Source organism: Microbacterium flavescens (genome assembly GCF_018588945.1).
Classification (GTDB): Bacteria; Actinomycetota; Actinomycetes; order Actinomycetales; family Microbacteriaceae; genus Microbacterium; species Microbacterium flavescens.
Window position 1 is genome coordinate 445,102 of record NZ_JAFIWA010000001.1, and the last position, 14,783, is coordinate 459,884.

At 71.9% G+C, this 14,783-nt stretch carries 13 protein-coding genes; 11 read left to right on the forward strand and 2 right to left on the reverse strand.

Annotation, left to right across the window (positions count from 1 at the left end; genetic code table 11):
* The first annotated feature begins 5 nt into the window (after positions 1-5).
* The 4 genes from JX005_RS02085 to JX005_RS02100 are packed head-to-tail and all read left to right on the forward strand — an operon-like array spanning position 6 to position 4,319.
* Positions 6-1,355, forward strand: a complete 1,350-nt coding sequence (locus tag JX005_RS02085) for a class I SAM-dependent RNA methyltransferase (protein WP_214465736.1) — start codon at positions 6-8, stop codon at positions 1,353-1,355.
* Between the two features lie 9 nt (positions 1,356-1,364).
* Positions 1,365-2,036, forward strand: a complete 672-nt coding sequence (locus tag JX005_RS02090; RefSeq protein WP_214465737.1) for a response regulator transcription factor — start codon at positions 1,365-1,367, stop codon at positions 2,034-2,036.
* Positions 2,026-3,270, forward strand: a complete 1,245-nt coding sequence (locus JX005_RS02095; protein ID WP_214465738.1) for a sensor histidine kinase — start codon at positions 2,026-2,028, stop codon at positions 3,268-3,270. Before JX005_RS02090 ends, JX005_RS02095 begins: the two co-directional genes overlap by 11 nt.
* The gene (locus JX005_RS02100; protein WP_214465739.1) at positions 3,267-4,319 is read left to right on the forward strand and encodes a DUF8320 family protein; all 1,053 of its coding nucleotides are present in this window, start codon (positions 3,267-3,269) and stop codon (positions 4,317-4,319) included. Before JX005_RS02095 ends, JX005_RS02100 begins: the two co-directional genes overlap by 4 nt.
* Positions 4,320-4,678: 359 nt before the next feature.
* Here the strand turns inward: JX005_RS02100 and JX005_RS15975 are convergent, their stop codons facing one another.
* Together JX005_RS15975 and JX005_RS02110 are read right to left on the reverse strand one after the other, a co-directional pair.
* A complete protein-coding gene (locus tag JX005_RS15975; RefSeq protein ID WP_214465740.1) occupies positions 4,679-4,909 on the reverse strand; it encodes an acyl-CoA carboxylase subunit epsilon in 231 nt (76 codons plus the stop codon).
* Entirely contained in the window at positions 4,906-6,495 is a 1,590-nt protein-coding gene (locus tag JX005_RS02110; RefSeq protein ID WP_372447308.1) for an acyl-CoA carboxylase subunit beta, read from the reverse strand. The genes JX005_RS15975 and JX005_RS02110 overlap by 4 nt, the downstream gene beginning before the upstream one ends.
* Positions 6,496-6,694: 199 nt before the next feature.
* Here JX005_RS02110 and JX005_RS02115 point away from each other — a divergent pair, with 199 nt between their 5' ends.
* From JX005_RS02115 to JX005_RS02145, 7 genes are all read left to right on the forward strand, one after another.
* Complete coding sequence (locus JX005_RS02115) at positions 6,695-8,959, forward strand: serine hydrolase (protein ID WP_214465742.1); 2,265 nt, start codon at positions 6,695-6,697, stop codon at positions 8,957-8,959.
* Between the two features lie 21 nt (positions 8,960-8,980).
* The gene (locus JX005_RS02120) at positions 8,981-9,778 is read left to right on the forward strand and encodes a biotin--[acetyl-CoA-carboxylase] ligase (protein ID WP_214465743.1); all 798 of its coding nucleotides are present in this window, start codon (positions 8,981-8,983) and stop codon (positions 9,776-9,778) included.
* 67 nt (positions 9,779-9,845) lie between these two features.
* A complete protein-coding gene (locus JX005_RS02125; protein WP_214465744.1) occupies positions 9,846-10,412 on the forward strand; it encodes a PH domain-containing protein in 567 nt (188 codons plus the stop codon).
* A 59-nt stretch (positions 10,413-10,471) separates the two neighbouring features.
* Positions 10,472-11,608 carry a 5-(carboxyamino)imidazole ribonucleotide synthase gene (locus JX005_RS02130; RefSeq protein WP_214465745.1) on the forward strand — a complete coding sequence of 379 codons (1,137 nt, stop codon included), beginning with the start codon at positions 10,472-10,474 and terminating at the stop codon, positions 11,606-11,608.
* Positions 11,609-11,721: 113 nt separating this feature from the next.
* Positions 11,722-12,189, forward strand: coding sequence for a 5-(carboxyamino)imidazole ribonucleotide mutase (gene purE / locus JX005_RS02135; protein WP_214466059.1), 468 nt, complete (start codon positions 11,722-11,724; stop codon positions 12,187-12,189).
* The gene (locus tag JX005_RS02140) at positions 12,186-13,622 is read left to right on the forward strand and encodes an LCP family protein (protein WP_214465746.1); all 1,437 of its coding nucleotides are present in this window, start codon (positions 12,186-12,188) and stop codon (positions 13,620-13,622) included. Before purE ends, JX005_RS02140 begins: the two co-directional genes overlap by 4 nt.
* A gap of 2 nt (positions 13,623-13,624) precedes the next feature.
* Entirely contained in the window at positions 13,625-14,743 is a 1,119-nt protein-coding gene (locus JX005_RS02145) for a glycosyltransferase (protein ID WP_214465747.1), read from the forward strand.
* The last annotated feature ends 40 nt before the right edge of the window (positions 14,744-14,783 follow it).

Below are 14,783 nucleotides of genomic sequence, written 5' to 3' on the forward strand. Positions count from 1 at the left end.
CCCTCGTGAGCGATTCGACAGGCGACGCAGGGCCGATCCTCGAACTCGAGATCGGAGACGTCGCCCACGGCGGCGTCTTCGTCGCCCGGCACGAGGGGCGCGTGGTCTTCGTCCCCGACGTCCTGCCCGGCGAACGCGTCGTCGCGCGCGTGACCGACGCGAGCAAGAGCTCGTTCTGGCGCGCCGAGGCGTTGGAGGTGCGGGATGCCTCGCCCCACCGCCGGCCGCACGTCTGGCGCGAGGCCGACATCGCCGTCGCACCCGAGAGCCGCGCCGGCGGCGCCGACTTCGGGCACATCGCGCTCGAGCACCAGCGCGAGCTGAAGCTGCGGGTTCTGCGCGACGCGCTGCAGCGATTCGGTCGGATGCCGGAGCCCGACGTCTCCATCGCACCGGCGGGCAGCGCCGGAGCCGGCGCCGAGACCGACGACGGGACCGGGTGGCGCACGCGGGTGAGCCTCCACGTCGACGACGAGGGCCGCGTCGGACCGTACGCCGCGCGCAGTCACCGCGTGATCCCGGTGGAGAGCCTGCCGCTCGCCACGCCCGACGTCGAGCGGGCCGCGCTCGGCCTGAGGTCGGGCGAGGCGGGACGCATCGACCTCGTCCAGCCCGCGGACGGCCGCGTGCGCGTGCTGCCGCGACCCGAGATCGCGCGCGGACGGCCGCGGCGCGGGCGTGGTCGCGGCTCCGGAGGCTCGGGCGGTGCCGGACGCAGCACCCCGCCGGAGGTCGTCGTCGAGCGTGTCGGGTCGCGTGAGTTCCGCGTGGACGCGGGCGGGTTCTGGCAGGTGCACCGCCTCGCGGCATCCACTCTCGCGTCGACGGTGGAGCGGACGCTGCGGGGGCTCGGCCCGGAGGTGGGATGGGATGCCGATGCCTGGCACCTGGATCTGTACGGCGGCGTGGGTCTCTTCGCAGCCACCCTGGGCGACGTCGGCGGTCCCGCCACGCGGGTCACGAGCGTCGAGTCCGACCCGCGGGCGACCGAGCACGCCGGCGACAACCTCGCGGAGTGGGTCGGCGCACGCGCCGAGACCGCACGCGTCGACCGCTGGCTCGCCCGGCTGGCCGCGGAGGCGTCCACGGCCGAACGCGACCGGCTCTCACACGGCGTGGTGCTCCTCGACCCGCCTCGGGCGGGCGCCGGACGGGCGGTCGTGGAGTCGGTCGCCGCGCTGTCGCCCGCGGCCGTCGTGTACGTCGCGTGCGACCCGGTCGCACTCGCGCGCGACCTCGCGACCTTCCGCGACGCGGGCTACGAGACCACCGGCGCGCAGGCGCTCGACCTCTTCCCGCACTCGCATCACGTCGAGGCGGTAACCGCTCTCACGCGGGTCGCCGGTCGGCGTTAGGCTGGCGACATGACCCGGGTTGCGCTCATCGACGACCACGAGTCCGTCAGACTCGGACTCGAGGCCGCGTGTGCACGCGCCGGCACGAAAGACGTCGTCTTCTCGGGCAGCACCGTCACGGACTACATCAAGTGGCGTGCCTTCTCGGCGGCCGCGCCGGCCGACGTTGTCGTGCTCGACCTCACGCTCGGCGACGGCACCACGGTGACCGAGAACGTCCGTCGCCTGGTCCTCGACGGGTCGAGTGTGATCATCCACAGCGTCGCTGACCGGCCCGCGGCAGTCCGCGAAGCGCTCGCTGCGGGCGCCGCCGGCGTGGTGAGCAAGTCGTCCAGGATCGACGACGTGATCGCCGCCGTGCAGACGGTCGCCCGCGGCGAGCCCCTCAACAACGTCGAATGGGCGAGCGCCGTCGAAGGCGACCGCGAGTTCGCCGACGCGCAGCTGTCGGCTCGTGAGCGCGAAGTCCTGCGGCTCTATGCGGCAGGACTGCCGCTGAAGGTCGTGGCCGACAGGCTCGGCGTCGCCTACTCCACCGCCAAGGAGAACATCACCCGCGTGCGCGTCAAGTACGTCGAGGTGGGCCGCCCCGCGCCGACCAAGGTCGACCTCCTCCGCCGGGCGATGGAGGACGGCATCGTCGAACCCGCCGACCAGGAGGACATCGCGCGTGGCGGTTGACGCACCGGCGGTCCTCGACAGCGCCTGGGGGCACATCCCGCATTCGCGGGAGGCCACCGCGGGCATCGGGTCCTTCACGAGGACGCGTGTCGAGCGCATCATCTCCATCGTCGGCGGCTTCGGCTCGCTTGTGCTCGGCCTGCAGGCCCTGCTGAGCGCGCTCGGTCCGTCCGACGAGCGGCCCGGCTGGCATCAGCCCCTGGTGATCGTCGTGTTCGCGCCCCTGGCCGTCATGATCATCGCCTGCTTCATCGGCCGGGGCGTCCGCATCGCGGCGGGCGTCTTCGCGTTCGTCTACGTGCTCGCGCTCCTCGCCTGGCCGATCGCGACCGCGGGAAGCACCCCGCCGGCGACGCCTCAGCCGTGGATCTGGTACCTCGTCAACATCGCCACGCTCGCGGCCGTGCTCGCCTTCCCGTTCCCGCTGCAGATCGTCTGGACCGTCCTCGCGCCGCTCCTGTTCGGCCTCGTGCGTCTCATCCAGGGTGGCTTCGCGAGCGAGTTCTGGTTCGCCAACGGACTCGACGTCTCGTTCGCGCTGATCCTGGGCGGGGTCATCCTCACGCTCGGCTGGGTCTTCCGCTCGGTCGCCGCGAACGTCGACGAGACGCGTGCCCGCGCCGTCGCGTCGTACGCGCAGGCGGCAGCCGCCGACGCCGCCGAGCAGGAGCGCATCGCCGTGGCCGCCCTCATGCACGACAGCGTCCTCGCTGCGCTCATCGCGGCGGAGCGGGCCGACACGCCACGTGCGCAGACGCTGGCCGTCGCCATGGCGCGCGAGGCGCTCACGCGCCTCGCCAACACCGAGCAGGACGCCCACGAAGGGCCGGACGAGCCGCGCGACGCGCACTCGATCGCCGACGACATCGACGCCGCCGCGCACGAGCTCGGTGCCGACCTGCTGGTCGACCGCGCGATCGCCCACGACGGCCCGCACGTCCCCGGTCGGGTGGCACGCGCACTCGTCCTCGCGGCGACGCAGGCCATCGCGAACGCGCTGCAGCACGCGGGCGGAGTCGGGCTGACGGCGTCGGTCGAGGCATCCGGGACCACCGTCCACGTGGAGGTGCGCGACTCGGGCGAGGGATTCGACCTCGACGAGGTTCCCGACGACCGCCTCGGCATCCGCGCCTCGATCTTCGCGAGGGTCGCCGCTGTCGGCGGGTCCGCCGACATCGACTCGGGCCGTCACGGCACGGTCGTTCGCCTGGAGTGGGCGGAGGGGCCGGAATGATCAGCGTCAAGAACGTCCTGATCGCGCTCGCCGTCGCCTTCACCGCCTACCTCGCCGCGCGCGGGCTGTGGTGGACAGAGCCGGTGCCCTACCCGCTGATCGTCGTCGCGACGCTCGGCATGTACCTCGCGACGACGTGGCTCTGCATCTTCTGGGATCCCGCGCCCTCCACCTCGGCGCAGGCCGAGCACATCGGCGACGCGCACCGCACGCGGGGCCGGCTCCCCGTGCCGGCGCAGATCCTCGCGCTGGCCGCCGCGGTCATCGTTCCGAACGCCATCTCCTTCGCCGTCGGACCCGAATCCGTCACGTCGGGGTTCGCGACCTGGTACCTCGGCGGCATCGGCGCGCTCATGACGATCGTCATGGTGCGGCGCCGGCCGTGGACCGCCTGGGCGGGAATCGTCATCCTGGCGGTCAGCTCGATGGTCTGGATGGGCCCCGCAGCGGCGCTCGCCCTGGGCCTCGTCGGCTCGATCGTGTGGGTGACGTGCGCGCAGCTCCTCGTCCGTTCGCTCGACCGCGCGGCGCGCGACACCTCGAGGCTCGCCCAGCTCCAGCGAGCCGCCTCGGCGTGGCAGGCGTCGCAGGTCGGCCGTCAGCGCGAGCGCCGTGTGCAGGTCCAGCAGGCGCTCGCCGTGGCCGGGCCCGTCCTCACCCGCACCGTCGCCACCGGAGGACGCCTGACCGACGACGATCGGCTCGAGGCGCGTCTGGCCGAGGGGCGCCTGCGCGACGAGATGCGCGGCCCGCGCCTTCTCGACGACGAGGTGCGCGGCGAGCTGGAGCGAGCGCGGCGTCGCGGCGCGAACGTGACCGTGCTCGATGAGGGCGGCCTCGAAGGACTCGACGAGGCGACCCTCGCGATCATCCGCGCCCAGCTCGCGGAGGCGCTGCGCTCGGCGAGCTCCGACCGGCTGTACATCCGCACGTCGCCGGATGCGCGCGTGGCCGTCACGGTCGTCGGGCGCTCGCCCTCCGTCGGCGGACCGTCCGAGGAGGACGGCGTCGATCTCTGGCGCGAGATCCCGCACCCCGGCGCCGCCTAGCTCCGCGGGGGCCCGGCCGGCCGGTAAAACACTGCTCCCCGTCTCGATGGGGGAGGGGTACCGAGACGGGGAGCGGAATCGAAGGAGGCGAGGGGCGGCGAAGCCGCCCGCCCCTCGCCTGGCGGACTGTTACCCGAAAACAGTCCGCGTGGCCGAACTCGGATCTGCCGCAGAGCGGAGAGCGAGTCAGCCGAACGCAGAAGCGTTCCAGCGATACAAGTATCTCCGGGGGGCAAGCGCCCCGTCTGTAGGTATTTCGGGGGACACAGCCGGACTCTCGGCTGAGCGTGCTCAGCCGGAGTGTCTCGATAAACCGCCTGCGGCGGCACTCGACAACCGGATTCTCCGTCTGAGCGAGCTCAGCCGGAGAATCGGCCCCAGCCGAGCTCCGACCGGAGAGGAGCGCGCAGGTTGCGCTGCGTCAGCGACCAGGCCGAGCGGGACGTGTCGTCGGGCGCGACGGCCTCGGCCGCCTCGGTGGCGTAGGCCTCGCCGACGACGGCGATGAGCGCGGCGAGCTCCTCCTCCGTGGCCGAGCCTCGGAGGATGTCGATCGTGACGCTCTCGGCGCTCTCGTCGGCCGGGCTCACAGCGGGATGTTCCCGTGCTTCTTGGGCGGCAGGCTGGCCCGCTTGCCGCGCAGGGCGCGCAGCGCCTTCGCGATCGACACGCGCGTCTGGGCAGGCTCGATGATGCCGTCGAGCTCGCCGCGCTCTGCGGCGAGGAACGGCGAGGCGACGTTGTAGGTGTACTCGTTGGCGAGCCGGGTGCGCACGGCGGCGACGTCTTCGCCCGCCGCCTCCGCGCGCTTGATCTCGCCGCGGTAGAGGATGTTCACGGCGCCTTGGCCGCCCATCACCGCGATCTCGGCCGTCGGCCACGCGAGGTTGATGTCGGCGCCCAGCTGCTTCGAGCCCATGACGATGTACGCGCCGCCGTACGCCTTGCGGAGGATGACGGTCACCAGCGGCACGGTCGCCTCGGCGTACGCGTAGAGCAGCTTCGCACCACGGCGGATCACGCCGGTCCACTCCTGGTCGGTGCCGGGGAGGTACCCGGGCACGTCGACGAGTGTCACGATGGGGATGGAGAAGGCGTCGCAGAACCGCACGAAGCGGCTCGCCTTCTCGCCGGCCTCGATGTTGAGCGTTCCCGCCATCTGCGACGGCTGGTTGGCGATGATGCCGACCGAGCGCCCCTCGATGCGGCCGAAGCCGATGACGATGTTCGGCGCGAACAGCGGCTGCACCTCGAGGAAGTCCTCGGCGTCGACGATGCCCCGGATGACCTGGTGGATGTCGTACGGCTGGTTCGGCGAGTCGGGGATGATCGCGTTCAGCGCGCGGTCGGCATCCGTCGTCTCGAATTCGAAGCCCGACTCGTAGACCGGCAGCTCCGACATGTTGTTGTCGGGCAGGAAGCCGAGCATCGTGCGCACGTAGTCGATCGCGTCGTCCTCGTCCTCGGCGAGGTAGTGCGCGACGCCGGAGCGCGTGTTGTGCGTGTGCGCGCCGCCCAGCTCCTCCATCCCCACGTCCTCGCCGGTGACGGTCTTGATGACGTCGGGGCCCGTGACGAACATCTGGCTGGTCTTGTCGACCATGACGACGAAGTCGGTGAGCGCGGGGGAGTAGACCGCGCCGCCGGCGGCCGGGCCCATGATGATCGAGATCTGCGGGATCACGCCGGAGGCCTGCGTGTTCAATCGGAAGATCTCGCCGTACTTGCCGAGGGCGACGACGCCCTCCTGGATGCGGGCGCCACCCGAGTCGAGGATTCCGACGATCGGGATGCCGGAGCGCAGCGCGAACTCCATGACCTTGATGATCTTCTCGCCGGCGACCTCGCCGAGCGAGCCGCCGAAGGTGGAGAAGTCCTGCGAGTACACCGCGACGGTGCGCCCGTGGATCGTGCCGACGCCGGTGACGACCGAGTCTCCGTACGGACGCGACTTGTCCATGCCGAACGCGGTGGTGCGGTGGCGCACGTACTCGTCGAGTTCGACGAAGCTCCCGGGGTCGACGAGGAGCTCGATGCGCTCGCGGGCCGTGCCCTTGCCCTTGGCGTGCTGCTTCTCCTGGGCGACGGCCTCGGCATCGAGGACCGCTTCCTGGTAGCGCGCGCGGAGGTCGGCGATCTTGCCGGCGGTCGTGAAGAGGTCGGGCTGATCGGTCACGGATTCCACCCTATCGGCGCCCTCCGCGGAGCGGTTGGAGGGTATGCACAAGGGGTCGCCGCCATCGCTGTCGAAAGGAGAGTCCCGGATGCCGCGCCCTTCGCCGACACGACACGAAATCTCATGTCGCCCTCATGGCTTCCGGCGCACCCGCAGGTATCGTCGGAGCACGGTGTCAGGTGGTTCACGGAAATTCGGGATGCGGTCGCTTCGCGCGATCGCGGTGATCACGGCTGTCGTCCTGATGGTTCCGCCCCTCGCCGATTCCGGTGCTGCAGCGGCCTCTCCCGGGGCTTCCGACGACGCCGCTCACGTGGCCGCCGCCGACCCGACGGCAACGCCGGAGCCGACCCCTGCCGGCACCCCCGACGACGCGGTCGAGGCGCCCGTCGCCCCTTCCCCCGAGCCCACGGCGGAGCCTGCTCCTTCGCCCGAGCCCACGGCCGAGCCCGATCCGACGCCGACGTCCACCCCGGCGCCGACCCCCGCCGCGACGCCGGCACCCACCCCGGCTGTGCCGGTCGAGGGCACGGCGCCCGATGCCGAGTCGAACCCCGACGGCGGGGCCGCTCCGGACGCCGAAGACGAGGGTGGTGCGGTCGCGCCGCTCGCCGTCGCCGCTCCCACAATCCCGACGGCGTCGCGCCTCGCGGGAGGGGACCGGTTCCAGACGAGCATCGCAGCGTCGCAGGCCGCGTTCCCGGGCGGAGCCGACACCGTGCTCGTCGTCGCCGGGTCGGCTGCGGTCGACGGCGCGATCGCGGCCAGCATGGCGGCGTCGCTCGCGGCACCGCTGCTGTACGTGAACTCCGGCAGCGTGCCGATGTCGATCTCGACCGAGCTGCGTCGGCTGCAGCCGACGTCGATCATCGTGGTCGGCGGGCCCGCGGTCGTCACCAACGACGTGCTCGGTCAGCTCGACAACATCACGCCCGACGTGCGCCGCTTCGGCGGGGCCGACCGCTATGAGACGTCTCGGCTGGCGCTCGACGGGCGCGGGCAGACGTTCGAGACCGTCTACCTCGCCGGCGGCGCCAATCTCGTCGACGTGCCGCTGGCCTCCGCCACCGCGGCCGCCACCGACCGCGGAGCCCTGATCGTCAACGGAACGGCGCGCCCCGACAGCGCGACCATCGCCGCCCTGCGCAACGCGGGCGCGCAGACGGTCATCGTCGTGGGTGGCCTCGGAACGGTGTCGACCCAGTACGCGTCGGCTCTCGCGAGCGCCGGGTTCGACGTGTCGCGGCGCGCGGGTGCTGACCGCTACACGCAGACCGTGCTGATGGCCAAGGAGCGCACCGTCCCTGCCGCGCGGGCCATCGTCGCCAACTCCGCGACCGACGCCGATGTCGCCGTCGCGACGGCTCTCGCCGCCGTGACCCGACAGCCGCTGTACTACGCGATCGAAAAGTGCGTCCCCGACGTGGTGTCGCAGCACCTCGACGGGCTGGGGCTGTCCGTCACGGGCGTCGGCGGGGTCTACTGGCTCGAGGCGCCGGTGCTGGCGAACGACGCCTGCTCGGCGGTCAAGGCGTCACGCCAGTCGCAGCTGAACGCGGCGATCCGCTCGACGATGGCCCAGTATCCGGGCACGTTCTCCGTCACGGTCCGCCAGCTCGACGGCCTCGGCGAGGTGACGCACGTCAGCGGCGGAACCCGGCGCGAGCCCGCGAGCATGTTGAAGATCTTCGCCGCCTGGGCGGCCTACAAGCGCATCGAGCAGGGCAAGGCGACCACGTCGACGATGCTGCCGTCGGGTGTGGCCCTGGGCACGTGCATCCAGATCATGATCCACGTGTCCGACAACTACTGCCACACCGACATCGTCCACTGGATCGGCATCTCGCAGATCAACGCGATGATCCGCGGAGCGGGCTTCACGAACACGTACTACGGCAGCGTCCCGCGCGGCACCAGCGTGCTGTACGCCGGCAACCGGTCCACGTCCAACGATCTCGCGTGGCTGATGGAGCGGCTGGCGAAGGGCACGATCCTGTCGAAGAAGTACAGCGACACGATCATCAACATCATGCGGACGCAGATCTGGCGGTCCCGCATCGCCTCCGGCATTCCGTCCGCCGCCCATCAGGCGAGCAAGCCGGGAGCGCTGTGGATCGCGTCCGGCCTCCTGCAGGGCGACACCGCGATCGTCAACGGGACGCGCTACTCCTACGCGATCTCGATCATCGGCGACAACGGTCCGCCGCAGGCCGCGCTGCGCGCCCTGTCGCGCACCGTGTACACGCACTTCCACGGTGGCTTCGGCGCCGCCGCGAGCTATCCGGTGAAGCAGATGGTCACCCGCACGCGATCGGTGCTGAGCGCCTCGCCGGGCGGCCCCGCAGTCACGACGCTGCCCGTCGGCGTGCAGCTGCAGGTGCATGACGCGCAGCGGGTCTGGTACCAGGTGCAGTACGGCTCGCGGAAGCTGTGGGTGTACTACACCGGACTGCGCAATCGGTGAGCCGCCGGTAGCGTGATCGGCATGCCGATCGCATCCGAAGGCTATCCGCTCGCGGCGGCCGCATCTCCCCGTGTCCAGATCGTCGAGACCACCGACTCCACGAATGCGGACGTCATCCGTCACGTCGTCGACGCGCCGGACGAGTGGCCGCATCTGTCGCTGCTGCTGACGACCGACCAGCGCGCGGGGCGCGGCCGGCTGGATCGTACGTGGACCACACCTCCGGGGACGGCGCTGGCCCTCTCGGTCGTGGTGAGGATCGGCGCCATCCCACCCGCCTCCCGGGGCTGGATCCCCCTGGTCGCCGGGGCGGCGATGACGCGCGCGGTCGCCGGGCAGGTGCGGGGCTCTGGCCACACCCCGCGGCTCAAGTGGCCCAACGACGTGCTGCTGGACGGGTACAAGCTCTGCGGCATCCTCGCCGAGGTCGTGCCGGGGCATCCCGACACCGTCGTGATCGGTTCGGGGATCAACACCCGCATGCCGAAGGCCGACCTGCCCGTCGAGACCGCGACGTCCTTCGAGGCGCTCGGGCTGGTGGCCGACGAGGACGCCCTCATCGCCGACTACCTCACCGCGCTGGCCGAGCAGCTCGATGCGCTCGTGGGTGCGCGCGGCAATGCGGCGACGGCCGGCGTGCTGGCCGAGGTCGAGGCGCTGTGCTCCACGATCGGCAGCGACGTCGCTGTGTCGCTGCCCGATGGCGAGGTGCTCCGAGGACGCGCGGAGCGGATCGACGACGAGGGCAGGCTCATCGTGGTGCAGAACTCGGAGTTCGAGAGCGCGGTCTCGGCCGGCGACGTGGTCCACGTCCGCTGACGCGCCCGCATGACGCCGAACGGCGGTGCGCGAGCGCGGTGTCGTCCGTGACACGCACAATGGGAGCATGACGCAGCCGATCAGCTACGGCGGCAGGCCGCTGACGCCGGCGCCGGGCGCACCCACGCCAGAGCTGCGGGTGGCGCGGTTCCGCGGCCATGCGCGGCGGCTGACGTGGTCGGCGATCGTGCTCATCGCCGTCGCCGGCGCCACCGGATTCTTCTACGGCAATCTGCCTGCGCCGTTCGAGGACTGGATGCTGCTGACGGCGGCGGCCGCGGCGGTGCTGCTCCTCGTCCTGCTGCCGTTCCTCCGCTGGTGGGCGCACATCTACACGATCACCACGCGACGTGTGCTCGAACGCTCGGGAGTCCTCGCCGTCCGTCATCGGCAGCTCGACCACGTGCGCGGGTACACCATCCAGGTTCGGAGGGGTCTCCTCCAGCGGATGTGGGGTGCCGGCACCCTGACGCTGTCCAACGGCGTCGATCCCGCACTCAGGCTCGCGAACATCCCGAGTGTGGAGCTCGTCCACGAGGCGCTGGTCGACCAGGTCGAGGTCAACCAGATCCTCGCCCACCGCGACGCCCAGCCGCCCCTCCCGCCGCAGCCCCCGCTGCCCGCCAGTCGCTGACGGCTCTTGAGGTCCCCGCCGGTGCGGGATGATGGTGTTCGCAGGAGAGAGGTGGCGGCATGGCGTTGCGAGTCGGAGTCGTGGGAGGCGGGCAGCTCGCCCGGATGATGATCGCACCGGCGGTCGAACTGGGCATCGAGCTTCGCGTGCTCGCCGAGGAGGCCGGGATGTCGGCATCGCTCGCCGCCACAGCCGTCGGCGACTATCGCGACACGGAGACGGTGCTCGCGTTCGCTCGGGACGTCGACGTCGTCACCTTCGACCACGAACACGTCCCGCAGGACGTGCTGACGGCGCTCGTCGACGCGGGCATCGCGGTCCACCCCGGCCCCGAGACGCTCGCCGTCGCGCAGGACAAGCTCGTCATGCGGGCGAGGATGACGGAGCTCGGAATGCCGCAGCCGGACTGGGCCGCGGTGACGGGCGCCGAGGAGCTTCAGGCCTTCCTGGACGCCCACGGCGGCCGCGCCGTCGTGAAGACGCCACGGGGCGGCTACGACGGCAAGGGAGTCCGCGTGGTCGGCGCGGCGACCGAGGCCGACGACTGGTTCGCCGCTCTGGCCGAGGACGCGAGGGGAGGAGCCCTCCTGGTCGAGGAGCTCGTCGATTTCTCGCGCGAGCTCGCCCAGCAGGTGGCGCGACGGCCCTCCGGCGAGATCGCCGTCTATCCGGTCGTCGAGACCGTGCAGCGCGACGGCGTCTGCGCTGAAGTGCTCGCCCCGGCTCCGCACGGCACGGAGCGCCTGCCCTCCGTCGCCGCCGAGATCGGCGTGGCCATCGCGGAAGGGCTGAACGTCACCGGGATGCTGGCGGTCGAGCTCTTCGAGACGACCGACGAGCGGCTGCTCGTCAACGAGCTCGCCATGCGGCCGCACAACAGCGGTCACTGGACGCAGGACGGCGCTGTCACCAGCCAGTTCGAGCAGCACCTGCGTTCGGTCCTCGATCTGCCGCTCGGCAGCACCGATCCGACCGCGCCGTGGTCGGTCATGATCAACGTGCTGGGCGGTCCGGCGGAAGCCCCCCTCGACGCGCGGTTCGCGGCTGCGATGGCAGACCAGCCCGAAGCCAAGGTGCACACGTACGGCAAGGCGCCCCGGCCCGGACGCAAGGTCGGGCACGTCAACGTGAGCGGCGACGATCTCGACGATGTCGCATACCGGGCGCGGGCCGCGGCATCCTTCTTCCAGGACTGAGCGCGATCGCGAGGCGGGCCGCGGCGTTGCGGGTTTCTTCCAGGCGCGCCCCCTAGCCTTGTCGGGTGACTCGCCCGCTGCACTCTTCCGACGCGCCCATGGTCGGCGTCGTCATGGGATCCGACTCGGACTGGCGGGTGATGAGCGATGCCTCGCAGCTGCTCACCGACTTCGGCGTCCCGCACGAGGTCGAGGTCGTCTCGGCGCATCGCACGCCCGACAAGCTCATGCGGTACGGGCGCGAGGCGCGCGGCCGCGGGATGAAGGCCATCATCGCCGGAGCCGGCGGTGCGGCGCACCTCCCGGGCATGCTCGCCTCCGTCACGGCGCTCCCCGTCATCGGCGTTCCCGTGCAGCTGGCGACCCTCGACGGCCTGGACTCGCTGCTGAGCATCGTGCAGATGCCCGCGGGGATCCCTGTCGCCACCGTCTCGATCAACGGCGCGAAGAACGCCGGGCTGCTCGCCGTGCGCATCCTCGCGGCCTCGGACTCCGCGCTCGCCGCGCAGGTCGAGGACTACGCCCGCACGCTGGAAGCGCAGGTCGACGAGAAGAACCGGCGGCTCAAGGAGAACCTGTGACCGTCGCGAGTCCGCCGCGCCTCTCGGCGGCGCAGCGCGTGCCGCAGGTCGTCGAGGAGCGGCCGCTGCGCTACCCCGACCCGTCCTCGCGCGCCATGATGACGCGACGCGGATGGTGGCTCGTCCTGCTCAACTTCGTCCTGCCCGGATCGGCCCAGGCGCTCGCCGGCAATCGGCGCCTCGCGCGCATCGGGCTCGGCGCGACGCTCGCCCTGTGGCTGGCTGCGGTGCTCGCGGTGCTGTGCGCGCTCCTGTGGCAGCCGGTCTTCCTGACGGTCGTCACCAACTGGTTCGCCCTGATCGCGCTGCAGGTTCTGCTGGTCGCCTATGCCGTGCTGTGGATCGTTCTCACGGTCGACACCCTCCGGCTGGTCCGGCTGGTCCGGACCGGTCGCGTCGCGCGCTTCGGCATCGCGGCGGTGGCGATCGCGCTGCTCGTGGTCGCCAGCGGCACCGCCGCGTACGCGGCGAGCGCCGCCGGAACCGCGCGCGACACCCTCGGCGCCATCTTCGGCGCGAGCGGCCCGGCGGTGGAGCCCTCCGACGGCTACTACAACATCCTCCTTCTCGGCGCCGACAGCGGCGCGGGCCGCGACTCCATGCGCTTCGACAGCATCTCGGTGGTGTCGGTCAACGCCGAGACGGGCGCGACGACGATCACCGGCATCCCTCGCGACATGCCCGGCTTCCCGTTCGCGGAGGGTCCGATGCAGGACCGCTACCCGAACGGGCACGAGGGTCACTCCGACCCCGACTGCGGATGGGGGAGCGGGATCAACCAGCTCCGCACGGAGGTCGAGGTCTGTCAGGACGGCAGCTCCCTCTACCCCGACGCCGTCGACAACGGCTCGGCACCGGCCATCGAAGCGACGAAGGACGCGGCGGAGGGCATTCTGGGCGTCGAGATCCCGTACTACGTGTTCATCGACATGCACGGGTTCGCTGCCCTCGTCGACTCGCTCGGCGGCGTCGAGATCGACGTCGAGAAGCGCCTGCCGAAGGGTGGCGGACCGGCGTACAACGGGCAGCCCGTCGACGAGTGGGCCATCGGGTGGATCGAGGCCGGGCCCCAGCACATGAACGGCGACACTGCTCAGTGGTACGCCCGGTCCCGGTACACGACGAACGACTTCGACCGGATGGAGCGTCAGCGCATTCTGCAGCAGGCGATGCTCGCGCAGTTCACCCCGCAGACGGTGCTCACCCGCTTCCAGGACGTCGCGGCCGCCGGCGCCGACGTCGTCCAGACCGACCTGCCGCAGTCGCTGCTCCCGTTCCTGGCGGAGCTCGCACTCAAGGCGAAGGAGCTGCCGGTCCAGACGATCGAGCTGACGCCGGAGGGCGGCATCGACGAGCACGATCCGGACTACGCCTACATCCAGGAGCTGGTGCGCACCACGCTCCACCCCCCGAGCCCCAGCCCGGAGGCCTGACGGTGGTCGCCACGCTGCGAGTCATGGTCGATCAGCTGGTCGTCCCGACGGAGCCCCCGCTGGTCGAGGCATCCCGCGATCTCACTCGCGCCCTGATCGCAGGTGCGCCCGCCGGGTGCGAGGTCGAGGCGATCGCGCCGGCCGGGGGAGCCGACATCGACCTACCCGGGGTCGCGAGCGTGCGCCGCACCGCGCTGCCCCGGCGCGAGCTCGCCGCCGCGCTCCAGCTCGGCGTGGGCACCGGAATCGGCGGCGGCATGATCCATTCGCCGACGCTCCTCGCCCCGCTCGTGCGCCACGACCGCGTCCACGACCACGACCAGACCGTCGTGACCGTCTGGGACCTGCGCCCGTGGGAGTCACCCGGCGAGCTCACGCGGTCGGCCGCGGCGTGGCACCGCGCCATGCTCAAGCGCGCCGTCCGGTTCGCCGATGCGGTCGTCGCCCCCACACACGCGATCGCACAGCGACTCGCGGAGCTCGCGCCGCTCGGTGATCGCCTGCGCGTCGTCAGCGGTGCGTCCCCGCTCGGCTTCGCGGTTCCCACCGACGAGGTCGGCCGCCGGCGCTCGATCGATCTGCCCGAGGGGTTCGTCCTCCTGAGCGGCGGCCCGGCGTCCTCCGACGGCCTCGAGGTCGGCTTCGCCGCAATCGCCGCGTCTGGGGTCGATCTGCCGGTGGTGGTCATCGACGTGGAGGAGGGGCACGAACCGGCCGTCGCCGAGCTCGCCGCCGCGGCGGGGCTGCCCGAGCGGCGCCTGCACGTGCGCGGTGCGCTGGATGCCGCCGACCGCGCCGCCGTCTTCGGAGCCGCGCTCGCGTTCGTGGCGCCGTCGCGACGCGCCGCGTTCCCGTGGCGGGTCGTTGACGCCCTCACCCTCGGCATCCCGCTCCTCGCCGCCGACTCCGACGTGCATCGCGAGGTGATCTTCGACGGCGGCGAGCTGGTGTCGGCTCCGGATGCCGCGGCCCTGGCCGACGGTCTGGCCGACGCCCTCAGCCGGTCGCTCGCCTCGACGGCAGCGGCAGATCGCCTCGCGGTCCTGGCAGGCGACCGCGGCCGGAGCTTCTCCTGGCGGGAGGCCGCCGACAAGGTGTGGCACCTGCACGCCGAACTCTGACGCGAGTCGCCCGCGCAGAGGCTGGGAGACGCGTGTCGAA

Bases quoted from the DNA above. Each gene is read 5' to 3' on its own strand.
- JX005_RS02090 (WP_214465737.1), top strand. From the start codon at position 1,365: ATGACCCGGGTTGCGCTCATCGACGACCACGAGTCCGTCAGACTCGGA.
- JX005_RS02125 (WP_214465744.1), top strand. From the start codon at position 9,846: ATGACGCAGCCGATCAGCTACGGCGGCAGGCCGCTGACGCCGGCGCCG.
- JX005_RS02130 (WP_214465745.1), top strand. From the start codon at position 10,472: ATGGCGTTGCGAGTCGGAGTCGTGGGAGGCGGGCAGCTCGCCCGGATG.
- purE (WP_214466059.1), top strand. From the start codon at position 11,722: ATGGGATCCGACTCGGACTGGCGGGTGATGAGCGATGCCTCGCAGCTG.
- JX005_RS02120 (WP_214465743.1), top strand. From the start codon at position 8,981: ATGCCGATCGCATCCGAAGGCTATCCGCTCGCGGCGGCCGCATCTCCC.
- JX005_RS02100 (WP_214465739.1), top strand. From the start codon at position 3,267: ATGATCAGCGTCAAGAACGTCCTGATCGCGCTCGCCGTCGCCTTCACC.
- JX005_RS02115 (WP_214465742.1), top strand. From the start codon at position 6,695: ATGCGGTCGCTTCGCGCGATCGCGGTGATCACGGCTGTCGTCCTGATG.